16 protein-coding genes and 1 pseudogene are annotated in these 24,309 nt (G+C 71.3%); 13 read left to right on the forward strand and 4 right to left on the reverse strand.

Translation table 11 applies throughout. The annotated features are described in order from the left end of the window. Positions 1-260 precede the first annotated feature (260 nt). Together EEJ42_RS48365 and EEJ42_RS48370 are read right to left on the reverse strand one after the other, a co-directional pair. Positions 261-533 (reverse strand): antitoxin, encoded by a 273-nt coding sequence (locus EEJ42_RS48365; protein ID WP_123108489.1) that lies wholly within the window; start codon positions 531-533, stop codon positions 261-263. A gap of 25 nt (positions 534-558) precedes the next feature. Then, positions 559-774, reverse strand: coding sequence for a gliding motility protein (locus tag EEJ42_RS48370; protein WP_342778430.1), 216 nt, complete (start codon positions 772-774; stop codon positions 559-561). A gap of 209 nt (positions 775-983) precedes the next feature. Between EEJ42_RS48370 and miaA the strand changes: the two genes are divergently transcribed. The 6 genes from miaA to hflX all read left to right on the forward strand — a co-directional run bounded on the left by miaA (position 984) and on the right by hflX (position 9,260). Then, positions 984-1,922 (forward strand): tRNA (adenosine(37)-N6)-dimethylallyltransferase MiaA, encoded by a 939-nt coding sequence (miaA, locus tag EEJ42_RS48375; RefSeq protein ID WP_123108491.1) that lies wholly within the window; start codon positions 984-986, stop codon positions 1,920-1,922. A 108-nt stretch (positions 1,923-2,030) separates the two neighbouring features. After that, on the forward strand, positions 2,031-2,531 hold the full coding sequence (locus EEJ42_RS48380; RefSeq protein ID WP_184503626.1) for a hypothetical protein: 501 nt from the start codon (positions 2,031-2,033) through the stop codon (positions 2,529-2,531). Between the two features lie 51 nt (positions 2,532-2,582). Next, positions 2,583-3,494, forward strand: a complete 912-nt coding sequence (gene dapF, locus EEJ42_RS48385; protein ID WP_123108493.1) for a diaminopimelate epimerase — start codon at positions 2,583-2,585, stop codon at positions 3,492-3,494. A 136-nt stretch (positions 3,495-3,630) separates the two neighbouring features. Further along, positions 3,631-5,880, forward strand: coding sequence for a RelA/SpoT family protein (locus EEJ42_RS48395; RefSeq protein ID WP_123108494.1), 2,250 nt, complete (start codon positions 3,631-3,633; stop codon positions 5,878-5,880). A gap of 129 nt (positions 5,881-6,009) precedes the next feature. After that, positions 6,010-7,638, forward strand: coding sequence for a M1 family metallopeptidase (locus EEJ42_RS48400; RefSeq protein ID WP_281291700.1), 1,629 nt, complete (start codon positions 6,010-6,012; stop codon positions 7,636-7,638). A 119-nt stretch (positions 7,639-7,757) separates the two neighbouring features. Then, positions 7,758-9,260: a GTPase HflX gene (hflX, locus tag EEJ42_RS48405; protein ID WP_123108495.1), complete on the forward strand. Its 1,503-nt coding sequence runs from the start codon at positions 7,758-7,760 to the stop codon at positions 9,258-9,260. Between the two features lie 78 nt (positions 9,261-9,338). On the opposite strand, the gene EEJ42_RS48410 is transcribed toward hflX, so the two are convergent. Then, positions 9,339-10,514, reverse strand: coding sequence for a trypsin-like serine peptidase (locus EEJ42_RS48410; protein WP_123108496.1), 1,176 nt, complete (start codon positions 10,512-10,514; stop codon positions 9,339-9,341). A 241-nt stretch (positions 10,515-10,755) separates the two neighbouring features. On the opposite strand from EEJ42_RS48410, the gene EEJ42_RS48415 reads away from it, so the two are divergent. The 4 genes from EEJ42_RS48415 to EEJ42_RS48430 all read left to right on the forward strand — a co-directional run bounded on the left by EEJ42_RS48415 (position 10,756) and on the right by EEJ42_RS48430 (position 17,722). Next, positions 10,756-12,348 (forward strand): diaminobutyrate--2-oxoglutarate transaminase family protein, encoded by a 1,593-nt coding sequence (locus EEJ42_RS48415; RefSeq protein WP_425473095.1) that lies wholly within the window; start codon positions 10,756-10,758, stop codon positions 12,346-12,348. Between the two features lie 160 nt (positions 12,349-12,508). Next, complete coding sequence (locus EEJ42_RS48420; RefSeq protein WP_246097992.1) at positions 12,509-14,800, forward strand: IucA/IucC family protein; 2,292 nt, start codon at positions 12,509-12,511, stop codon at positions 14,798-14,800. 67 nt (positions 14,801-14,867) lie between these two features. Next, complete coding sequence (locus EEJ42_RS48425) at positions 14,868-15,554, forward strand: GNAT family N-acetyltransferase (RefSeq protein WP_123108497.1); 687 nt, start codon at positions 14,868-14,870, stop codon at positions 15,552-15,554. A gap of 167 nt (positions 15,555-15,721) precedes the next feature. Next, a complete protein-coding gene (locus EEJ42_RS48430) occupies positions 15,722-17,722 on the forward strand; it encodes an ATP-dependent DNA helicase (protein WP_123108498.1) in 2,001 nt (666 codons plus the stop codon). Between the two features lie 93 nt (positions 17,723-17,815). Here the strand turns inward: EEJ42_RS48430 and lexA are convergent, their stop codons facing one another. Beyond that, positions 17,816-18,619, reverse strand: coding sequence for a transcriptional repressor LexA (gene lexA, locus EEJ42_RS48435; protein WP_123108499.1), 804 nt, complete (start codon positions 18,617-18,619; stop codon positions 17,816-17,818). Between the two features lie 523 nt (positions 18,620-19,142). Between lexA and nrdR the strand changes: the two genes are divergently transcribed. The 3 genes and pseudogenes from nrdR to EEJ42_RS48450 all read left to right on the forward strand — a co-directional run. Further along, a complete protein-coding gene (nrdR, locus tag EEJ42_RS48440; RefSeq protein WP_123108500.1) occupies positions 19,143-19,664 on the forward strand; it encodes a transcriptional regulator NrdR in 522 nt (173 codons plus the stop codon). A gap of 115 nt (positions 19,665-19,779) precedes the next feature. Further along, complete coding sequence (locus tag EEJ42_RS48445; protein ID WP_123108501.1) at positions 19,780-22,644, forward strand: vitamin B12-dependent ribonucleotide reductase; 2,865 nt, start codon at positions 19,780-19,782, stop codon at positions 22,642-22,644. 354 nt (positions 22,645-22,998) lie between these two features. Continuing rightward, positions 22,999-24,186, forward strand: a pseudogene (locus EEJ42_RS48450) (pyridoxal phosphate-dependent aminotransferase); the annotation flags it as partial. Positions 24,187-24,309: the final 123 nt, after the last annotated feature.

Here is a 24,309-nt window from a genome sequence, read left to right on the forward strand (position 1 = left end):
ACCGAAACCAGAGGCCCTCGCCCCGTTCAAGCACCCCTCACGGCGCGTCGCCCGTCACCAACGTCCCCGGACAGCACACCTAGTGCGGGCATCGCCGACCGCGGGCGCCGGACGACGGCGTCCCGGGGCGAGCCGCCGCCGGAGCGGCAAGGCGCGCTGCTGCGCGGGGTACGGCGGCTCCAGACAGGGCGGTTCGGGGTACGGGCGCAGGGCCGCCGCGGCCGCGAGGCATCGGCTTCGCGGCCGCGTACCGGCGGGGGTCAGGCGCTGTCGCCGCCTTGGTCCTTGCGCTCGCTCCCGCTGCGGTCCTCGTTGCGGTCCTGGTTCCGGTGGGAGAAGCGGTTGAGGGCGTCCTTCGCCTTGCCCGTGCCGGTCTCGATCTTTGCGCTGTACTTGCCCTTGGTCCTGGTGTCGACCGTCTTGGCGGCCTTGTCGAGACCCCGCTCGATCCTGGCCTCGTGCTGCTGCGCGAAGTTGCCTGCCCGGTCCTTCATGGCACCGGCCTTGGCCTTGAGATTGTCCAGCAGGCCCATGGGCCACCTTCCCTCATCGGATCCCTTATGTGCGGGCGCCCTCGCCGGCCTCGCTGTCGGCCGTCTCGGTCGCGGACTGCTGCTTCGGGATCGCCGCCCCCTCGCCCGCCGCGGGCTCCTCCTCGTCCCGCTCCGGCTCCGTCTCGGCGGCGGACTCAGGCGCCGCTGCCGCCGTCACGGCGTCGGCCGCGGACTGCTCGGAGGGCGCCTCTGCGGACGAACGGCTCTCCTCCTTCGACACCCGACGAAACCTGGAAAACACGCCCATATCTACTCCATAGCCTACTCGTGTGGGCGAAATCCCGTGCCGCTCGGAGCGTCCCATTGCGCTGCTCGCGGGGGCCGGTTTCCCGAACCGGTCCTCGGAACCTCGCAACAGGCAACGACCAGGGCCGTCCCCCGTCACGTCGCTCGTTCGAGGAGGCCCCCGGGGTTTGCGAGACTGGGCGGGTGAATACAGCAGGCCATCCGCCGCGAGTCATCGCCGTCGTCGGCCCCACCGCGGCCGGTAAGTCCGATCTGGGCGTCGCCCTCGCCCGGCACCTCGACGGCGAGGTCGTCAACGCCGACTCCATGCAGCTCTACCGGGGCATGGACATCGGCACCGCCAAACTGACGGAGGACGAGCGGCAGGGCGTGCCGCACCGTCTGCTCGACATCTGGGACGTCACCCAGACGGCCAGCGTCGCCGAATACCAGCGACTGGCCCGCGCCGAGATGGACCGGCTGCTCGCCGAGGGGCGTACGCCGGTCCTGGTCGGCGGCTCGGGCCTGTACATCCGCGGGGCCATCGACGCGCTCGACTTCCCGGGCACCGACCCCGCCGTGCGGGCCAGGCTCGAGGCCGAGCTGGAGGAGTTGGGCCCGGGGGCCCTGCACGCCCGGCTGGCGGCCGCCGACCCCGAGGCGGGCCGGGCGATCCTGCCCAGCAACGGCCGGCGGGTGGTGCGGGCGCTGGAGGTCATCGAGATCACCGGTCGTCCCTTCACCGCCAACCTCCCCGGTCACGAGGCCGTCTACGACACCCTCCAGATCGGGGTGGACGTCGAGCGGCCCGAGCTGGACGAGCGGATCACCGTGCGCGTGGACCGGATGTGGGAGGCCGGGCTGGTGGACGAGGTCCGCGGGCTCGAAGCGGCCGGGCTGCGGGAGGGGCGTACCGCCTCCCGGGCCCTCGGCTACCAGCAGGTGCTCGCCGCCCTCGCCGGAGCGTGCACGGAGGACGAGGCACGGGCCGAGACCGTGCGCGCCACCAAGCGGTTCGCGCGCCGCCAGGACTCCTGGTTCCGCCGCGATCCGAGGGTCCACTGGCTCAGCGGAGCGGCCGCGGACCGGGAAGAACTCCTGGCGAACGCGCTCTCGTTGGCTGAACGGGCGGTCACAGCCTGATCACGTGATGGCATCGGGACGCTCCGCTCGTCATGGAGGCCCCCGCGAGCATGCCATCATCAAGCTCCGATCGTGCCGTGGTGTCTGGAGTTGGGAGGGCGTGTGGCGATGGAGGCCGGCCCTCGTAACGCATCGCAGCAAGCAGCGCGGGACGCGCCGCAGGGCGATCACGGGCCGCTGACCCCGGACGGCCCCGACGAGACCCCCGCGCTCCCCGAGCTGGGCAGCCCGGCTCTCGACGAGGCGGGTGAGCCGGGTGAGCCGGGCTCCGGGGAGTCCTTCCGCGAGCTGCGCCCGCCGCGTCGCCTGCGGATCTGGCAGATCGCGCCGATCGTCGGCCTCGCCATCCTCGGCTCGCTGATGTTCGCCTTCCCGCTCGCCTTCGAGTTCGGCGACGGCGGCGCGGTCGTGGCCATGCTGGGCCTGCTGCTGAGCTGCTGCGCGGCGGGCTGGGGGCTGATGGCCGCCCGCCGGGTGGGCTACACCTGGCCCGGCCTGCCGCCCCGGGGCTCCGGCCGCCGCCCTGACTGGCGCTTCGTGGTGCTCTACGTCGTGATCGTCGCGCTGCTCGCGGCCCTCACCTTCTGGCGCGTGGCCCGCCTGCGCTAGGGGGTGTCCGGCCAGGGCGACGGCCCGTGCGGCGCCCCGTAGGATCGAGGGATGAGCAACGCGCCCCGGCTGCGGTTCCTGAAGGGCCACGGCACTGAGAACGACTTCGTCATCGTCCCGGACCTGGACGGTCGGCTGGAGCTGTCCCCGGCCGCCGTCGCCCGGATCTGCGACCGCCGCGCCGGTGTCGGCGGCGACGGGCTGATCCGCGTCGTACGGTCGTCGGCGCACCCCGAGGCGCGGGCCATCGCCGCCGAGGCCGAGTGGTTCATGGACTACCGCAACAGCGACGGCAGCATCGCCGAGATGTGCGGGAACGGCGTCCGGGTGTTCGCCCGGTACCTCCAGCGGGAGGGTCTCGCCGAGGAGGGCGATCTGACGATCGCGACCCGGGCGGGACTGCGGCACATCCACATCGCCAAGGCCGCCCCGGAGGGCGCCCCGGACAGCGGCGCGGTCACCGTCGGCATGGGCAAGGCCGTGCTGCCCGAGCCCGGCCCCGACGGCGATGTCACCGTCGCGGTCGGCGACCGGACCTGGTCCGCCCGCAACATCAACATGGGCAACCCGCACGCGGTCGCCTTCGTCGACGACCTCGACCAGGCCGGGACCCTGTTCACGGCTCCCGCCGTTCATCCCGCCTCCGCGTACCCGGACGGCACCAACGTCGAGTTCGTCGTCGACCGCGGCCCGCAGCACGTCGCGATGCGCGTGCACGAGCGCGGCTCCGGCGAGACCCGTTCCTGCGGCACCGGCGCCTGCGCCGTCATGGTGGCCGCCGCACGCCGCGACGGCGCCGATCCGGGGGTCACCGGGCGCCCCGTCACATACACGGTGGACGTACCCGGTGGGCGACTTGTGATCAGCGAGCGGCCTGACGGTACGGTGGAGATGACGGGCCCTGCCGTGATCGTCGCCGAGGGGGAACTGGATCCCGTATGGCTGGACGCGGCGCTCGACTGACTCGTCCCTCTCATGGGTGATCCGTTTCACTCTGGGCGAGAGCCGGTCGGCCGTGCGTGGTGGGCTCGATAGCATCAAGCACCGGCCCCGGGGGAGTGCCCACGCCGGTTGACGCTCGACGCCGCCGGAGGTGCCCATGAGCGCAGAGGCCCCAGATCAAGCCGCTCTCGGCCGCAGGCGCGGCCTCCCCCGCATCGATCTGCGCAATATCCGCAGATTCGGCCGGGCCGCGCTGCTGGGACCGGCATCCCGGGACCGGCTGCCGGACGCGATCGAACACGTCGCGAAGGTGCACCGCGCGTACCACCCGGGTGCCGATCTGGATGTGCTGCGCCAGGCGTACGTCCTCGCCGAGTCCTCCCACCGCGGCCAGATGCGCAAGAGCGGTGAGCCGTACATCACCCATCCGCTGGCCGTCACGCTCATCCTCGCCGAACTGGGCGCCGAGACCACCACGTTGACGGCGTCCCTGCTCCACGACACGGTCGAGGACACCGAGGTGACGCTCGACCAGGTGGGGGAGCAGTTCGGCGAGGAGGTGCGCTATCTCGTCGACGGCGTCACCAAGTTGGAGAAGGTCGACTACGGGGCGGCGGCCGAGCCCGAGACGTTCCGCAAGATGCTCGTCGCCACCGGCAACGACGTCCGGGTGATGTCGATCAAGCTCGCCGACCGGCTGCACAACATGCGCACCCTCGGCGTGATGCGCCCCGAGAAACAGGCCCGCATCGCCAAGGTCACCCGCGATGTGCTGATCCCGCTGGCCGAACGGCTCGGCGTGCAGGCGCTCAAGACCGAGCTGGAGGATCTGGTCTTCGCGATCCTCCACCCCGAGGAGTACGCCCGTACCCGGGAGCTGCTCCAGTCCCACGCGGAGCGCCCCGACCCGCTCGCCCGCGCCGCCGGAGACGTACGGGCCGTGCTCCAGGAGGCGGGCATCACCGCCGAAGTCCTGGTCCGCCCGCGCCACTTCGTCTCGGTCCACCGCGTCGGGATCAAGCGCGGCGAGCTGACCGGCTCCGACCTCGGGCGGCTTCTGGTCCTCGTCGCCGACGACGCGGACTGTTACGCGGTCCTCGGCGAGCTGCACACCTGTTTCACCCCGGTGATCTCGGAGTTCAAGGACTTCATCGCCGTCCCCAAGTTCAACCTCTACCAGTCGCTGCACACGGCCGTGGCCGGGCGCAGCGGCGAGGTCGCCGAAGTCCTCATCCGCACGCACCAGATGCACCGGGTCGCCGAGGCCGGGGTGATCGCCCTCGGCAATCCGTACGCCCCGACCGAGGCGGCCGCCGCTCCCGAGGGCGAGCGGGCCGACCCGACCCGCCCCGGCTGGCTGTCCCGGCTGCTCGAATGGCAGAGCGCCACCCCCGACCCCGACATCTTCTGGACCGCGCTGCGCGACGACCTCGCCCAGGACCGGGAGATCACGGTCTTCCGGTCCGACGGCGGCACCCTGGGCCTGCCCGCGGGCGCGAGCTGTGTGGACGCCGCGTACGCCCAGTACGGCGAGGACGCCCACTCCTGTATCGGGGCCAGGGTCAACGGGCGGATCGCGACGCTCAGCACCGTGCTGTGCGACGGCGACACCCTTCAGCTGCTGATGGCGGGTGACGCGGCCTCGTCCGGGCCCTCGCCGGAATGGCTCGACCACGCCCGTACCCCGGCCGCGCGCATCGCCATCAACCGCTGGCTGGCCGCCCATCCGGCCGATCCGGCGCACGAGCCGCCGCAGGGCGAGGCGCCCGGCGCCGAGCATCTGCACGCCCCCGTGGAGCCGGAAGGGGCCGAGCTGGAAGGGGCGGATGCGGAAGGGGCCGATCCGGAGGAGGTCGATCCGGAGGAGCTCGAACCGGAGGGGGTCGGGGAAGACGCCGGGGACGTGCTCCCCGGGGCCCCCGCGGGCCGCCCGGAAGCGGGCATCGTCGTCGACCTGCCCGGTGTGATCGTACGGCTGGCCCGGTGCTGCACCCCCGTACCGCCGGACGCCATCACCGGCTTCGCGGTGCGCGGCGGCGCCGTCACCGTCCACCGCGAGCGGTGCCCCGCCGTGGCGCGGATGACCGCCGCCGGGCGGGCCCGGGTCGGGGTGCGCTGGTCGGAGGAGGACGACGGGGACGGGGGCGACTACCGGGTCACCCTCTTCGCGGAGGCGTTCAGCAGGCCCCATCTACTCGCGGACCTCACCGAGGCCATCGCCGCGGAGGGCGCCGAGGTGGTCGCCGCCGCCGTCGAACCGCCGCGTGAGCAGCGCGTTCGCCATACGTACACACTCCAGCTGTCCGACGCGGGCCGACTGCCGACGCTGATGCGGGCCATGCGCGACGTCCCCGGTGTCTACGACGTGACCCGGGAGGGGCGCAGGGTGGCGACCGCCCGTTCCTGAACTCCTTCGGGTGGATCGGGCCCGGGTGGGACTGCGTCCCCGCCCGGGCGCTGATAGCCGTAAGGCATGACGCAATCTCCGGGCCCCCGCCCCGGCCCCCTTCCGCGGTCGGCCGGTCCCCTTCCGCGGATGGCCGGTCCCCTTCCGCGGATGGGGCGCCGCAGGACCGCCCTCGTGGCCGTCGCCCTGGCCGCCGTTCTCGCCTCGGTCGGCCCGTCCTCCGCCGCCGGGCCGGTGAGCCCCGCGGGCCCGCGCCCGCTCGGCATCGGCGACCCGCTCTACCCGCGGCTCGGCAACCCCGGCTACGACGTCACGGCGTACGACATCACCCTGGACTACCGCCGCGCGGACCGGCCGCTGGACGCCGTCACCACCATCGACGCCCGTGCCACCGCCGGATTACGCACCCTCAACCTGGACTTCACCCAGGGCACCGTGCGCTCCGTACGGGTCGACGGCGCGCCCGCCGCGTTCGCCGCCGCGGGCGAGGACCTGGTCATCACCCCGCGCACCAGGCTCGAACGGGGCGCGGACTTCCGGGTCACCGTCCGGCACACCAGCGACCCGGGGGACGGCGCGAGCGGCGGCTGGGTCCGTACCCGGGACGGCCTTGCCATGGCCAATCAGGCCGACGCCGCCCACCGGGTCTTCCCGTGCAACGACCATCCGTCCGACAAGGCGCGCTTCACCTTCCGGGTCACCGCGCCGAAGAACCTCACGGTCGTCGCGGGCGGTCTTCCGGCAGGGCGTGTCCGCGAGGGGGCGCGCACCACCTGGTCGTACCGCCTCGCCCACCCCATGGCCACCGAGCTGGCCCAGGTGTCCATCGGCCGGTCCGCCGTGCTCCACCGCACCGGCCCGCACGGGCTGCCGGTGCGCGACGTGGTGCCCGCTGCGGACCGCAAGAAGCTCGAGAAGTGGCTCGCGCGCACTCCGGGGCAGCTGAGCTGGATGGAGAAGAAGGTCGGTCCGTACCCGTTCGAGGACTACGGAGTGCTGATCTCCCAGGCCACCACGGGCTTCGAGCTGGAGACCCAGACGCTCTCGCTCTTCGAACGGGGCCTCTTCACCGGCGACGAGTTCCCGCGCTGGTACGTGGAGTCGATCATGCTGCACGAACTGGCACACCAGTGGTTCGGCGACAGCGTCAGCCCGCGCCGCTGGTCCGATCTGTGGCTCAACGAAGGCCACGCCACCTGGTACGAGGCGCTGTACGCGGATCAGTACGGCAAGGAGAGCCTGGAGCGCCGGATGCGGCTGGCCTACGAGCAGTCCGACGCCTGGCGCGCCGCCGGAGGGCCGCCCGCCGCGCCCCGGCCCGCCGAACCGGGGAAGCAGATCGGGCTCTTCCGCCCGATCGTCTACGACGGCAGCGCCCTGGTCCTGTACGCGCTGCGGGAGCGGATCGGCCGGGCCGCCTTCGAGCGGCTGGAGCGGCAATGGGTGGTCCGCCACCGGGATGGGGTGGCCTCGACCACCGACTTCGTCCGTCTCGCCTCGGAGGTGGCCGGTAAGGATCTGAACGGCTTCCTGCACCCCTGGCTTTACGGCAGGAAGACGCCGACGATGCCCGGGCACCCCGACTGGAAGCCCGCCCCGAAGCCGGACGCGAAACCGGGGGCCAAGCCGGGCGCGAAGCCAGGCGCCAAGCCGACCACGAAGCCGGGGGCCAAGCCGAGCACGAAGCCGGGGGCCAAGCCCGCGGCCCGCTCCACCCCGCACGGCCCAACGGCGCGCCATACCGTGAAACCCGAGTGACGGCCCCGCCGCCGCGTGCGACCATCGAGGGGTCGGCGTCGCGGCCGGAGCGGTGGGGAATCCCCCGGGCCGGTCGTGCGTTGTCGACAGTGACGATGTCCCTCGACGTAAGGATTCCTTTGACCCACTCCTCTTCCCTTCCGCAGGACCGGCAGCGCCTCGCCGAGAGCCTTCGGGCCGACGCCCTGATGGAAGAGGACGTCGCCTGGAGTCACGAGATCGACGGGGAGCGTGACGGCGACCAGTACGACCGCTCGGACCGTGCCGCGCTGCGGCGTGTGGCGGGACTCTCCACCGAGCTCGAGGACGTCACCGAGGTCGAGTACCGGCAGCTGCGCCTGGAGCGCGTGGTGCTGGTCGGCGTCTGGACGTCCGGCACGGCGCAGGACGCGGACAACTCCCTCGCCGAACTGGCCGCGCTCGCGGAGACCGCGGGCGCCGTGGTGCTCGACGGCGTGATCCAGCGCCGCAACAAGCCGGACCCCGCGACATACATCGGCTCCGGCAAGGCCGAGGAACTGCGCGACATCGTGATCGAATCCGGTGCCGACACCGTCGTGTGCGACGGTGAGCTGAGCCCCGGCCAGCTGATCCATCTCGAGGACGTCGTCAAGGTCAAGGTGGTCGACCGCACCGCCCTGATCCTCGACATCTTCGCCCAGCACGCCAAGTCCCGCGAGGGTAAGGCGCAGGTCTCGCTCGCGCAGATGCAGTACATGCTGCCGCGGCTGCGCGGCTGGGGTCAGTCGCTGTCCCGGCAGATGGGTGGCGGTGGCTCCGGATCGTCGGGCGGCGGCATGGCCACCCGTGGTCCCGGTGAGACCAAGATCGAGACGGACCGGCGCCGCATCCGCGAGAAGATGGCGAAGATGCGCCGCGAGATCGCCGAGATGAAGACCGGCCGCGACATCAAGCGGCAGGAGCGCAGGCGTCACAAGGTCCCCTCGGTCGCCATCGCCGGATACACCAACGCGGGCAAGTCCTCGCTGCTCAACCGGCTCACCGGCGCGGGCGTGCTGGTGGAGAACGCGCTGTTCGCCACCCTGGATCCGACCGTGCGCCGGGCCGAGACGCCCAGCGGGCGGCTGTACACGCTGGCGGACACCGTCGGCTTCGTCCGCCATCTGCCGCACCACCTGGTCGAGGCGTTCCGTTCCACGATGGAGGAGGTCGGCGACGCCGATCTGATCCTCCATGTGGTGGACGGCTCGCATCCGGCGCCGGAGGAGCAGCTGGCTGCGGTGCGCGAGGTGATCCGTGACGTGGGCGCGGTCGACGTGCCCGAGATCGTGGTCATCAACAAGGCGGACAAGGCCGATCCGCTCGTGCTCCAGCGGCTGCTGCGCATGGAGCGGAGCGCGATGGCCGTCTCCGCCCGCTCCGGGCAGGGCATCGACGAGCTGCTCGGGGTGATCGATCACGAGCTGCCCAGGCCGCAGGTCGAGATCGAGGCCCTGGTGCCGTACACCGAGGGCAAGCTGGTCTCGCGTACGCACGCCGACGGCGAGGTGATCTCCGAGGAGCACACCCCGGAGGGCACGCTGCTCAAGGCACGGGTGCACGAGGAGCTCGCCGCCGAGCTGCGCCGGTTCGTACCGGCCGCGGCAGGTGCGCGGCAGTAGAGCACCGAACCGCTCACGGCGAAGGCCCGCCCCCTCCATTCCGGGGGGCGGGCCTTCGCCGTTGCTGACCGCGGGTGACTACTGACCCGCGAACTTCTTGCTGACCGCGTTGTAGACGCCCTTGGCCTCGGGGCCCAGATGGGGGCCCGCCAGCCAGGTGGCGTTGGACGGGCCTATCGAGGTGTTGGACACCAGCGCGGGCTTGCCGTCCGCACCGTTCGCGACCCAGCCGCCGCCGGACGAACCGGCGGTCATCGTGCAGCCGATGCGGTACATGGTCGGCTGCTTGGCTTCCAGCGACAGCCTGCCCGGCTTGTCGGCGCACTGGTTCATCTTCTGGCCGTCGAACGGCGGAGCCGCCGGGTAGCCGGTGGCCGTGATCTCGTCGATGGACTTCACAGCCGGCGCGTTGAAGTCGACCGGCAGTGCGCCGCCGACCGTCTCCTCCAGCGACTTGCCGCCGCTGACCTCAGGCTTCACATGCATGACCGCGAAGTCGTACGGTGCGCCCTTGCCGCCGGTGGCCGCGCCGCTGTCGATCCACTGGGAGGAGGTCTGCGCCCAGTCGGCCCACCAGACGCCCTTGGGGGCGAGCTCTTCCCGGGTGGCGTTCTCCAGCTCGGCCGCCGACTTGCCGGAGTCGTTGTACGAGGGCACGAACATCAGGTTCTTGTACCAGCCGCCGCCCTTGCCCGCGTGGACGCAGTGGCCCGCCGTCCAGACCATGTTGGACTTGCCGGGGTGGGCGGGGTCCTCCACCACGGTCGCGGAGCAGACCATCGACCCCTCGGGGCCGTCGAAGAAGACCTTGCCCGCATACGGAACGCGGGAGCTGTACGGGCTGTCGACCTCCTGCGCCTTCACCGGCTGCGGATCGGGGTCGGTCACCCCCTGGTCGTCAGCGATGTCGCTGTCGTCGACCTGCTCCTCCGGCTCCTGGGCATCCCGCATCCGGTCCGGCTTCCACAGCCCCTTGATGATCGGGTTGATGAAGTCGCCCGCCTCGCGGAGCCAGTCGTCCCGGTCCCACTTGTTCCAGGCGCCGTTCTTCCACTCGTCCAGGTCGACGCCGAGGTTCTTCAGCTTGTCGTTGATGTTGTCGGGCAGCTTGATGTCGTCCGCGCCCTGCTGCGCCGACGATGCGGACGCCTTGGCATCGGCCGAGTCGTCCGACGATCCGCACGCGGTGGCGGTGAGCGCCAGCACCGCGGCGATGGCCGCCGAGGCGAGCGCGGGTCGGCGTTTGAAAGGCATGGGCGGGACTCCCCCTGATGTTCTGAGCTGCTTCACGGCCTGTCCGGAATTGTCATGCTCCCCCCGACAGTGGGGTGATCCCCCACTATGCCGGTGCCGCCTACGACGGCTACAGGCGGGTCCTTGGTTCCCGGCGGCAAGGATCTTCGGTCAGCCCGTGATCCCGGGCCTGACCCGTCGTTGGTACGTACGGGGGACAGTCGGAGGGCGTTCAGCAGCGAGAGGACCGTGAGCCGTGGCCATGACCCAGCTCCCGCCGATGACGCCGGACCCTTCGCCGCCCGTCGTGCCGGACGGCGAAGGGCTCGGCGAGGACGCTCCGGTCATCCTGCGGCGCCAGTCGCTGCGGGAGTCGGCCGCCCGCACCTACGCCCGGGCGCTGCCCATCGTCCCGGTGCGCGCCCGCGGGCTGACGATCGAGGGCGCCGACGGCCGCCGCTACCTCGACTGCCTCTCCGGAGCCGGGGCCCTGGCGCTCGGTCACAACCACCCGGTGGTGCTGGAAGCGATCCGCGCCGTCCTGGACTCGGGAGCCCCGCTCCAGGTCCTGGACCTGGCCACGCCGGTCAAGGACGCCTTCACGGACGAACTGTTCGCCACGCTGCCGCCCGAACTCGCCGCCCACGCACGGATCCAGTTCTGCGGGCCCGCGGGTACGGACGCGGTCGAAGCCGCACTCAAGCTGGTACGGACCGCCACGGGGCGGGACGGCCTGCTGGCCTTCTCCGGGGCCTACCACGGGATGACGGCCGGGGCGCTGGCCGTCTCCGGCGGCGCCCCCGCGGCGAGCGTGACCCGGCTCCCCTTCCCCTACGACTACCGCTGCCCGTTCGGGGTGGGCGGCGAGCGCGGCGCGGACCTCGCGGCGCGCTGGACCGAGCGGCTGCTGGACGACCCGAAGGGCGGGACGACCGCACCGGCCGGGATGATCCTCGAACCGGTACAGGGCGAGGGCGGGGTGATCCCCGCGCCGGACGGCTGGCTGCGCCGGATGCGGGAGATCACCGCGGCCCGCGGCATCCCCCTCATCGCGGACGAGGTACAGACCGGCGTGGGGCGCACCGGTTCCTTCTGGGCCGTCGGACACAGCGGCGTGGTGCCCGATGTGATGGTGCTGTCGAAGGCCATCGGCGGCAGCCTGCCGCTGGCCGTCGTGATCTACCGGGAGGAGCTGGACGCCTGGCGGCCCGGCGCCCACGTGGGCACGTTCCGGGGCAACCAGCTGGCGATGGCGGCGGGCGCGGCCACCCTCGCGTACGTCCGCGAGAACGACCTCGCGCAGCGGGCCGCGGTCGTCGGCGAGCGGATGCTGACCCGGCTGCGCGCCCTCGCAGCGCAGTGCCCCCACATCGGGGACGTCCGCGGCCGCGGGCTCATGATCGGCCTGGAGCTGGTCGACCCGGCACAGCCGGACCCCGGCCCGGAGTGCCCTGAGGCCACGACCGAGACCGCCCTGACGACCGGCGCCTTCGCCGGTGCGTACGGCCGCGAAGACGGCCGCACAGACGGCCGCACAGACGGCCGCACAGACGGCCGTACAGACGGCCGCGAAGACGGCCGTACGGGCACCGGCGCCGCCGCCCGTCGCGCCGCCCCGATGCTGGCGGCGGCCGTACAGCGGGAGTGCCTGCACCGTGGCCTGATCGTCGAACTCGGCGGCCGCCACTCCGCCGTGATCCGCCTCCTTCCTCCGCTGACCATCACCGACGAGCAGGCCCAAGCCGTTCTGGACCGGCTCGCCGATGCCCTGGACGCCGCGATCCGCGCTCTCGGTGACCGCGCCGACCACGAACTCCCGCCACCCGCCCCGCCCTTCACCGGAGGCCGCCGGTGACGCGCCCCGCGGCCGTAGGACCGCACCACCACCGCACCATCGAAGGAGGCAGGCGCCAGGCTCCCGGCGTGAAGGCCGTGACGCGAGCGCCGCACCCACCATGCCGCACTCCCCTGGGCGAGCCCCCCTGTATCCCCAGCCGGACCCGGAGGACGGCGCCATGAGCGACCGGACGGCCCGCACCGCTCCCGGACACCCCCAAGCCCGAGGCGAGACACCTCCCGCCGCCCCCGCCGCGCCGCCGGGGGCCGCCGCGGAGACGACCACGGGGTCCCCGCCCGCGACCGCGCCGACGGGACCACAACGACGGGTGCTGCACTCCGCGGCGGCACGGCCCCAGCCCACCGCCCCACCGCCCGAATCGGCAACGCCCCCAGCCGGGCCGCCGACTGCGGGTCCCTCCACCGCCGGTCCCGAGCCGTTCGTGCCCCAGCCGCCCGCAGCCGTGACCGCCGGGGAGCCCACCGGCCTTCCGCCGGTGTCGCCCAAGGCCGCGCCACCCCGGCCCGCACCGCCCCAGGCCGCGCCAACCGGGCCCGCGCCGACCCGGGCCACGGCACTCGCACCGTCGGCAGCCGTTGCCGAACCGCCCCTCGTCGAGACGGCCCCGGTACCGCGGCAGGACCACAGCGGTCATGACGCACCCGAGGCGCTCGCTCCCACCGCCGGGCAGGACCCGCTCGACCATCCCGACCCGCAGCTCGCCGCCGATGCCGCGGGGGTGGAGAACCTGCTGCGCTGCTGGGTAAGGGAGACCGCCGCAGGGCCCCCGGACGGCGACACCCTCCGGATCCCCCTCGCCGCGAGCGGTACCTCCCTACAGGTGCCCGTGCGCTACTGGTCGGCCACCGGCTGGCACCGCTTCGGCGCACCGGTGCTGGAACACGGCCCGTGGGACGCCCCCGCCGTCGGCGCGGTGGCCCTCGCGGCGCTGCTCGCCCGGGAGGCGGCGTACGCAGCCCGGCAGGACGAGACCGACGCGGAGACCTCCGAACTCATCGGCCGCGTAGCGGACTCCGTACGACGCACCGCCCAATTCCTGGCCCACCGCCGGGCCGCGCCCGCCGACCCTGACGCAGGAACCCCCTTTCTCGGCGCGGAACAGTCCCTCCTCCTCGGTCACCCCCTTCACCCGACGCCGAAGAGCCGCGAAGGGCTCTCCGACGCTGCCTCACCTGTGTGCTCACCCGAAGCGCGTGGCTCCTTTCCCCTGCACTGGCTCGCCGTTGACCGATCCGTGCTCGCCTGCGAGTCGGCCTGGACCGAGCGCGGCCGAACGGTGCCCGCCGAGAGGCTGGCCCTCTCTCTCGCGGGCAGTGGTCTGCAACTGCCCCCCGGGTCCGTGCCCTTGCCCCTGCACCCCTGGCAGGCACACGAGATCCGGCACCGCCCGGCCGTCGCCGCGCTGTTCGACGCGGGCCTGCTGCACGACCTCGGCCCGGCCGGCGGACACTGGCACCCCACCTCCTCGGTTCGCACCGTCTACCGGCCCGGTGCGCCCGCGATGCTCAAACTCTCCCTCGGTCTGCGGATCACCAACTCCCGCCGTGAGAACCTCCGCAAGGAGCTTCGCCGCGGCGTCGAGGTGCACCGGCTGCTGCGCAGCGGGCTGGCGGAGCGGTGGCGGGCCGCCTTCCCGGGATCCGGCTTCGACATCGTCCGTGATCCGGCCTGGCTCGCGGTGGACGGGCCGGATGGCGACCCCCTGACCGGGCTCGACGTCGTCATCCGGCACAACCCGTTCGGCCCGGGCGACGACGCCGTCTGCGTCGCCGGGCTCCTCTCGCTCCGGACCTGGCCGGGGCAGCCCGCAATGCGCTCACGCCTGGCCCACCTCGTCGCCCGGCTCGCCGCCCGCACCGGCCGCTCCTCCGCGGCCGTCAGCGCCGAGTGGTTCCTGCGCTACCTGCACACGGTCGTACGCCCCGTGCTCTGGCTGGACGGAGAGGCAGGCATCGCCCTGGAGGCACACCAGCAGAACACCCTGGTGCTGCTGGACCCGGACGGCTGGCCGGTCGGGGGCCGCTATCGGGACAACCAGGGCTACTACTTCCGTGAGTCCCGCTACGACGATCTCCAGCGGCGGCTGCCCGGAATCGGCGGGCGCAGCGACACCTTCGTGTCCGACGAGGTCACCGATGAGCGCTTCGCCTACTACCTCGGGGTCAACAACGTCCTCGGTGTGATCGGAGCGTTCGGGGCGCAGCGGCTCGCCGACGAGCGCGTGCTGCTGGCCGCGTTCCGCCGGTTCCTCGCCGACGCCGCGTCCGGCCCCGGCAAGCTCCGCTCGCGGTTGCCCGCCCGCCTCCTCGAGACGCCCACTCTGCGCTGCAAGGCCAATCTGCTCACCCGCCTGCGCGGCCTGGACGAACTCGTCGGGCCGGTCGACACCCAGTCCGTCTACGTCACCATCGCCAACCCCCTTGTCACTTCCGCCGCTTCCACGGCATGACGCCCGTCCACCCCGCCGATCACGCCCCTCACGGCGCGTCTGACATCCATGAGAGGAGAGCGTCGCCGTGTCGCACTCCGACTCCAGCACCGACGACACCATCGACATGCGGATGCGCCAGGAAGAAGACACCGCGCGAGTCCCCGAGAGCCAGCTGACCGGCCCGGAGTTCGACAGCCGCCCCGACCTCCTCGACCGCATCGCCGAATGGGGGCCCACCAGCACACCGGCGGGGGCCTTCCAACTGGTCCCGGTCCGCATCGGGCGCGATCTGCGGCTCATCGCCCGATGGATGAACGACCCCGCCGTGGCCGCCTTCTGGGAACTCGACGGCCCGGACGACATCACGGCGAGCCACCTGGGCGGCCAGCTCGACGGCGATGGCCGCAGTGTGCCCTGTCTGGGAGTGCTGGACGGAGTCCCGATGAGCTACTGGGAGGTGTACCGCGCAGACCTCGATCCGCTCGCCCGGCACTACCCGGCCCGGCCGCACGACACCGGCATCCACCTGCTCATCGGCCGCATCAGCGACCGCGGCCAAGGCCTCGGCACGACCCTGCTGCGCGCCGCGGCCGATCTCGTACTCGAACACCGCCCGTCCTGCGCGCGCGTCGTGGCCGAACCCGACCTGCGCAACACCCCTTCCGTCGCGGCCTTCCTCGGCGCCGGTTTCCGCTTCTCCGCCGAGGTGGACCTCCCCGGCAAACGCGCGGCACTGATGCTGCGCGACCGCGCCCTGCGCCACCTGCTGTGAGCCATCGTGACCCCCTGCGATCCGCGGCGGCCCCCGATCGCCGCCTTTACCTCTGATACACCGCTCGGCCCGGCCGGGTTCCGCCCATGCCACGCGCTCCCTCCACGGAGGGTGATGCGACCGCCAGCGAGAGTGATGTCGGTGCCCCCGCGTAGGCTGGCAGCCCTATGACTGACACGTCCTCGCCTCCACTCGCAGACCTGCTGCACGCCGCCGTCACCGCCGTCGGCGGCACCGAACGCCCTGGCCAGACAGCCATGGCCGAAGCCGTGGCCGAGGCGATCGACGACAACTCCCATCTGCTGGTCCAGGCCGGTACCGGCACCGGAAAGTCGCTCGGCTATCTGGTGCCCGCCCTCGCCCACGGCGAGCCCGTCGTCGTCGCCACGGCGACCCTCGCCCTTCAGCGCCAGCTCGTCGAGCGCGACCTGCCGCGTACCGTCGACGCTCTGCATCCGCTGCTGCGCCGCCGCCCCGAGTTCGCCATGCTCAAGGGGCGGTCCAACTACCTGTGCCTGCACCGCCTCCACGAAGGGGTGCCGCAGGACGACGCCGACGAGGCCGGGCTGTTCGACCCCTTCGAGGCGGCCGCGCCCACCAGCAAGCTGGGCAAGGACCTGATGCGGCTGCGTGACTGGTCCGACGAGACCGAGACGGGCGACCGCGACGACCTGACGCCCGGCGTCTCCGACCGCGCCTGGTCGCAGGTGTCGGTCACCTCCCGGGAGTGCCTCGGCGCGTCCAAGTGCGCCTACGGCGCGGAGTGCTTCGCCGAGGCCGCCCGCGAGCGCGCCAAGCTCGCCGAGGTGATCGTCACCAACCACGCGCTGCTCGCCATCGACGCCATCGAGGGCGCGCCGGTTCTGCCCAGCCACGAGGTGCTGATCGTCGACGAGGCGCATGAGCTGGTCTCCCGCGTCACCGGCGTCGCCAGCGGCGAGCTCACCCCCGGCCAGGTCAACCGGGCCGTGCGGCGCGCCGCCAAGCTGGTCAACGAGAAGGCGGCCGACGCTCTCCAGACCGCCTCGGAGACCTTTGAGCGGATCATGGAGCTGGCTCTGCCCGGCCGCCTCGAGACCATCCCCGAGGACCTGAGCTATGCCCTGATGGCGTTGCGCGACGCGGCCCGCACGGTGATCTCCGCGCTCGGCGCCACCCGCGATGCCTCGGTTCAGGACGAGGACGCCGTCCGCAAGCAGGCCCTGGGCGCGGTGGAGAACATCCACCAGGTGGCGGAGCGGATCGTGGAGGGCTCCGAGTTCGACGTGGTCTGGTACGAGCGGCACGACCGTTTCGGTGCCTCGCTGCGCGTCGCCCCGCTGTCCGTGTCCGGTCTGCTGCGCGAGAAGCTGTTCGAGGACCGCTCGGTGATCCTCACCTCCGCGACTCTCAAGATCGGCGGGGACTTCAACGGGGTGGCAGCCTCGCTCGGTCTCGCTCCCGAGAGTCCGCAGGACCCCGAGGGCGGCGAGGAGTCCGCGCCGCGCTGGCAGGGCCTCGACGTCGGCTCGCCCTTCGACTACGCGAAGCAGGGGATCCTCTACGTCGCCAAGCATCTCGCCCAGCCCGGCCGCGAGGGCAGCCGCAGCGACATGCTGGATGAGCTGGCCGAGCTGGTGGAGGCCGCGGGCGGCCGCACGCTCGGGCTGTTCTCGTCGATGCGCGGCGCGCAAGCCGCCGCGGAAGAGCTGCGCGGACGGCTCGACATGCCCATCCTCCTCCAGGGCGAGGAGACCCTCGGCGAGCTGATCCGGGCTTTCGCCGCCGATGCCAGGACCTGCCTGTTCGGCACGCTGTCGCTGTGGCAGGGCGTGGATGTGCCGGGCCCGAGCTGTCAGCTGGTGGTCATGGACCGGGTGCCCTTCCCGCGCCCCGACGACCCGCTGATGAGCGCTCGCCAGAAGGCCGTGGAGGAGGCCGGTGGCAATGGCTTCATGGCGGTGGCGGCCACGCACGCCGCCCTTCTGATGGCGCAGGGCGCGGGCCGACTCGTGCGGGCCTCCGGGGACCGCGGCATCGTCGCCGTTCTGGACCCGCGGGTCGAGCGGGCCCGCTACGGCTCGTTCCTGCGCAAGACCATGCCGGACTTCTGGTACACGACCGACCGCAACCAGGTGCGCCGTTCCCTGGCCGCGATCGACGCGGCGGCCAAGGCCGAGGGGAAGTAGAGGGCGCGGGCATACAGCAGGGCCCCGGAACCGGCGCAGTGGTCCCGGGGCCCGGTCGTTGGGCACGCCGGTGGCGCGCCTCGGTCCGTCGGCTCAGACGCGCCGCAGCACCGCGACGACCTTGCCCAGAATGGTCGCCTCGTCACCGGGGATCGGCTGGTACGCGGCGTTGTGCGGGAGCAGCCAGACATGGCCGTCCTCGCGCTTGAACCGCTTCACCGTCGCCTCACCGTCGAGCATCGCGGCGACGATGTCACCGTTCTCGGCGACGGGCTGGCGGCGCACCGTGACCCAGTCCCCGTCGCAGATGGCGGCCTCGATCATGGAGTCGCCGACCACCTTCAGGACGAACAGCTCGCCGTCGCCGACCAGCTGGCGGGGGAGGGGGAAGACATCCTCGACCGACTCCTCGGCGAGGATCGGCCCGCCGGCCGCGATCCGGCCGACCAGCGGCACGTAGGAGGCGGCGGGCTTGCCGGTGGTGTCCGTCGGCTGCGCGCTGGGCTGGTCGGAGCCACGGACCTCGTACGCCCGGGGCCGATGGGGATCACGCCGCAGGAAGCCCTTGCGCTCCAAGGCCATCAGCTGATGGGCGACGGACGAGGTGCTGGAGAGGCCCACCGCCTGACCGATCTCCCGCATGGACGGGGGGTAGCCGCGCCGCTGCACAGAGTCGCGGATGACCTCGATGACGCGACGCTGCCGGTCGGTCAGCCCTGAACTGTCCGCCCGGATGCCTGGAGGTCGCCCGGGTAGTGATCGGGTCGCCTTCTGCCCCTCCGGGTTCGTGCTCGCGTCGTTGATCGCGTGAGTCTGATTCATCGCGTGCGTCTGTTCGAGTCGGCTCTGGGAGCGCTCCTGGGCGGTAACAGCGGCGCTCTCTGCGGTGGTGGTCACGACGGCCCCTCTCGAGATGTTCTCCCTAGTTGGACAACGGTAGTTGCTTTCGAAAGGTTGCGCCAAACACACGTTCGAGTGAAATATCCCAGATGAGCTGACGTGATCACAGGCTTGGGTGTATAAGGCGGTTCCGGTACGGGGTGAGGAGTGGGTTTCGGTCGTGCCCGGTGGCGGGTTTCGGTCGTGTCCTGCGGCATGCTTCGACCGTCTCCGGTGGCGGGTTTCGGCCGTGTCCGGCGGCGGCCCTCAGTCTTGCACCCCGGCCCCTGTGGATCCGGGACCCGTGGGGTTCGCGTAGTCTCGTGCCTGCTCCCGAGTCATGACACGCCACGCGGTGCGGATGGGTGCCAGACACCAGATCTAGTGGTTTGATGGATGTCAGCCACCCACAGCTTGTGGTCCCTGGTGATTCGTTGCCGAGATCTTCGCCTATGCTTGTGGTCGCTTCGACGGGCCTGCGCGGCCGGTCGGAGCTTGTCAGTCATGCGCCGTTCTTGAGGGTGAGGGAGGGTACGGAGTCATGCACTGCCCCTTCTGCAGGCACCCCGACAGCCGTGTCGTCGACAGCCGGACCACGGACGACGGCTGCTCGATCCGCAGGCGCCGCCAGTGCCCCGACTGTGCGCGCCGCTTCACGACCGTGGAGACCGCGTCACTCATGGTGATCAAGCGGAGCGGAGTCACCGAGCCCTTCAGTCGCGACAAGGTCATCTCCGGGGTCCGCAAGGCATGCCAGGGCCGTCCCGTCACCGAGGACGCCCTCGCCAAGCTCGGCCAGCGCGTGGAGGAGGCCGTACGGGCCACCGGAAGCGCCGAGCTGTCCACCCATGACGTGGGGCTCGCCATACTCGGTCCACTCCAGGAGCTCGACCTCGTCGCCTACCTCCGCTTCGCCTCCGTCTACCGCGCCTTCGACTCGCTCGAGGATTTCGAGGCCGCGGTCGCGGAGCTGCGTGACCAGCAACGGCCTCCCGCGCACGACCGCGGGCCCGGCGCCGAAGGGGCCGCGGAGGCCCCAGCGCCCGTCACTGCCGCCGACTGACCGGCGGCCGAAGACCTGCCCGGGGCGCATCGCGCCTCCGGGTGAAAGACAAGAGACACCGTGCCCGGGAAGAAATGGGCACATCAGGGCGTTTTCGCCCGTACAGGGAGGCGGAATGACAGAGACGACGAGCGGCCCCGCACGAGGCTCCCGCTCCAAGGGAAGCAAGAACAAGGGTCTGCGTATCGAGCGCGTCCACACCACCCCTGGCGTGCATCCGTACGACGAGGTGGTCTGGGAGCGTCGTGACGTCGTCATGACCAACTGGCGTGACGGGTCGGTCAATTTCGAGCAGCGCGGCGTGGAGTTCCCCGACTTCTGGTCGGTGAACGCGGTCAACATCGTCACGAGCAAGTACTTCCGCGGCGCGGTCGGCTCCCCGACCCGTGAGGCGAGCCTGAAGCAGCTCATCGACCGGGTGGTGGGCACCTACCGCAAGTCCGGCGAGGCCAACGGCTACTTCGCCTCCCCCGCGGACGCCGAGATCTTCGATCACGAGCTCACGTACGCGTTGCTGCACCAGGTCTTCAGCTTCAACTCGCCCGTGTGGTTCAACGTCGGCACCAAGCAGCCGCAGCAGGTCAGCGCCTGCTTCATCCTCTCCGTGGACGACTCCATGGAGTCGATCCTGGACTGGTACAAGGAAGAGGGGATGATCTTCAAGGGCGGCTCCGGTGCCGGCCTGAACCTCTCCCGCATCCGCTCCTCCAAGGAACTGCTCTCCTCCGGCGGCAACGCCTCCGGGCCCGTCTCCTTCATGCGCGGCGCCGACGCCTCCGCCGGAACGATCAAGTCGGGCGGTGCGACCCGCCGGGCCGCCAAGATGGTCGTGCTCGACGTCGACCACCCGGACGTCGAGGCGTTCATCGAGACCAAGGTCAAGGAAGAGGAGAAGGTCCGCGCCCTGCGCGACGCGGGCTTCGACATGGACCTGGGCGGCGACGACATCACGTCCGTCCAGTACCAGAACGCCAACAACTCGGTCCGTGTGAACGACACGTTCATGAAGGCCGTGGAGTCCGGCTCGCAGTTCGGCCTGCGCAGCCGCCTGACCGGTGAGCCCATCGAGGAGATCGACGCCAAGTCCCTCTTCCGCAAGATGGCCGAGGCGGCCTGGGCCTGCGCCGACCCGGGCATCCAGTACGACGACACGATCAACCACTGGCACACCTCGCCGGAGACGGGCCGGATCACCGCCTCCAACCCGTGCAGCGAGTACATGCACCTGGACAACTCCTCGTGCAACCTCGCCTCGCTCAACCTCATGAAGTTCCTCGAGGACGACGACGCCGGGAACCAGCGCTTCGACGCCGAGCGCTTCGCCAAGGTCGTCGAGCTGGTCATCACCGCGATGGACATCTCCATCTGCTTCGCGGACTTCCCGACCCAGAAGATCGGCGAGACGACCCGCGCCTTCCGCCAGCTGGGCATCGGCTACGCCAACCTCGGCGCCCTGCTGATGGCCACCGGCCACGCCTACGACAGCGACGGCGGCCGGGCCCTGGCCGGAGCCATCACCTCCCTGATGACCGGCACCTCGTACAAGCGCTCCGCCGAGCTGGCGGCCGTCGTCGGCCCGTACGACGGCTACGCCCGCAACGCGGACGCCCACAACCGCGTCATGAAGCAGCACTCGGACGCCAACGCCATCGCCAAGCGCATGGACGACCTGGACTCCCCGGTCTGGGCGGCGGCCACCGAGGCATGGCAGGACGTGCTGCGCCTCGGTGAGAAGAGCGGCTTCCGCAACGCTCAGGCGTCGGTGCTCGCCCCCACCGGCACCATCGGCCTGATGATGGACTGCGACACCACGGGCGTCGAGCCGGACCTGGCCCTGGTGAAGTTCAAGAAGCTGGTCGGCGGCGGCTCGATGCAGATCGTGAACAACACGGTCCCCAAGGCGCTCAAGCGGCTCGGTTACCAGCCGGAGCAGGTCGAGGCGATCGTCGCCCACATCGCCGAGCACGGCAATGTGATTGACGCGCCGGGGCTGAAGCTCGAGCACTACGAGGTCTTCGACTGCGCGATGGGCGAGCGCTCCATCTCGCCGATGGGCCATGTGCGGATGATGGCCGCTGCCCAGCCGTTCCTGTCCGGCGCGATCTCCAAGACGGTCAACATGTCGGAGTCGGCCACCGTCGAGGAGATCGAGGAGATCTACTTCGAGGGCTGGAAGCTGGGCCTCAAGGCGCTGGCGATCTACCGCGACAACTGCAAGGTCGGCCAGCCGCTCTCCGCCAAGAAGAAGGAGGAGAAGGCGGCTGAGCAGGCCGAGCCGGAGGTCGAGAAGGTCGTCGAGTACCGCCCGGTCCGCAAGCGCCTGCCCAAGGGGCGCCCCGGCATCACCACCTCCTTCACGGTCGGCGGCGCCGAGGGCTACATGACGGCGAACTCCTACCCGGACGACGGGCTCGGTGAGGTCTTCCTGAAGATGTCCAAGCAGGGCTCGACCCTCGCGGGCATGATGGACGCCTTCTCCATCGCCGTCTCGGTCGGCCTCCAGTACGGGGTGCCCCTGGAGACGTACGTCTCGAAGTTCACCAACATGCGCTTCGAGCCGGCCGGTATGACGGACGACCCGGACGTGCGGATGGCCCAGTCGATCGTCGACTACATCTTCCGTCGGCTGGCGCTGGACTTCCTGCCGTTCGAGACCCGGTCCGCGCTCGGCATCCACTCCGCCGAGGAGCGCCAGCGTCACCTGGAGACCGGTTCCTACGAGGCGTCCGAGGACGATGTCGACGTCGAGGGCCTGGCCCAGTCGGCGCCGCGGCGGCTGGAGGCCCCGAAGGCCACGACGACCGCGTCCCAGTCCGAGACGTCCGCCCCGAAGGAGGCCCACAGCTCGACCGAGCTGGTCGAGATCCAGCTGGGCCTGAACGCCGACGCACCGCTGTGCTTCTCCTGCGGCACCAAGATGCGCCGCGCGGGCAGCTGCTACCTGTGCGAGGGCTGCGGCTCGACGAGCGGTTGCAGCTGATCGTCCGCCCTGGCGGGTGACCTTCGACGCGGGGCGTGGCCTTCGGGCCGCGCCCCGCTCGCGTGGGTGGACGGGGCGCCGGTGCCGTGGTCTCCCGGGAGGCAGGCAGAGGTCGCGGGGACTGTAGCGGTTCCGGTATCTCCTGTCACTCGACTTCTCACACGCACCATGAAATTCGGCAACGCCCCGACTGGCGGTGGCTCGTGCGCGACGCTCTGTGCAAGCGGAGCCGAACGTCGTGCCCAGCACGGCCCATGTGACCGAGGAGGTCTTGCTGTGACTGTCGCCGCCATCGGCAACACGGGTAATGCCGCACAGCTTTTCCGGGGCACCAACCACAGTCCGTCGTACTTCATGCTGAATCGCGCGGGGGTGGCAGGCGGCGGACAGGACATCGTGGATTTCTGTATCCCCTGTAACCCCTATTTCCCCACCCCCGGCATGTTCGACGAGCTGTCGGCCATGCTGCGCGACATTCTCACCTATTACCCCAGCTCCGCCGATACGATCACAGCCGAACTGGCGCACCTGCTCGATCTCCAGCCGCAGACCATGGCGATGGGCAACGGCTCGACGGAACTCATCACCTGGATCGACCATTTGCTGGTCAAGGACAGCCTGGCCGTGCCGATCCCCACCTTCGGCCGGTGGACGGATCAGCCGGATGAAACCGGCAAGCGCGTGGACATGTTCCGGCTGCCGGAACGGCACGGCTTCGCCCTCGATCCCGATGCCTTCGTGTCGTTCATTCGGCAGCGGGGATCACGAACCGCCGTCATCTGCAATCCCAACAATCCCGACGGCGGCCTCCTCTCCCGCGACGCCGTCATATCGTTCATGGACTCCCTCGCAGACCTCGATCTGGTCGTCATCGACGAGTCCTTCCTGGAGTTCGTCGACCCTGATTCTGGTCCGTGGCCGAGCGTCGTCGACGAGGCCGTGGTACGCCCGAACGTCGTCGTCCTGCGCAGCCTGGGAAAGAACTTCGGCCTGCACGGCGTGCGCTTCGGCTACCTGGTGGCGAACCCCTCGCTCGCGCGGAAGGTCCGCTCCAGGTTGCCGAAGTGGAACCTCAATTCCTTCGCCGAGATCATCGTTTTCATGCTCAAGGACCACCAGCAGGATTACGAGATGAGCCTGCGGATGCTCGCCCGCGACCGGCAGGAAATGATTTCGCAGCTGGGATGTCTGCCGGGAATGACCGTCTTCCCCTCACAGGGCAACTTCGTGTTCGTCAAACTGCCGGAGGGGGCGGACGGCGTTCAGGTGCGGGACCGGCTGCTGTCCGAACACGGCGTGCTGGTGCGCGAGTGCGGCAACAAGCTCGGCAGCAGCAGCCAGTTCATGCGGCTGGTGGTGCGATCGGAACCCGATGTGCAACGGCTGTTGTCCGGGCTCAGCAGCGTCCTGTACGGAAGCGCCTGGTACGCGCCTCTGCCCGGAGGGCAGCAGTTGCAGGCGGCGTACGCGCCGAGTCCGGGTATGCGGCTGTCGGCCCCCGGAGGCGGGATGCCGGGTGCCGGGGCGGGGCTTCCGGGGCCGGGGCCGGGGCGCAGGCGGCGCTGACCGGAGGCCCGTGGAGGCGACCGGATTTGTCCACCATCGCGGCACCCGCCCGTCCACCCCGATGTGCGGGGCGGACGGTTCGCTGTGTGATGCGGGCCA

Source organism: Streptomyces botrytidirepellens, assembly GCF_003721215.1.
Taxonomy (GTDB): Bacteria; Actinomycetota; Actinomycetes; order Streptomycetales; family Streptomycetaceae; genus Streptomyces; species Streptomyces himastatinicus.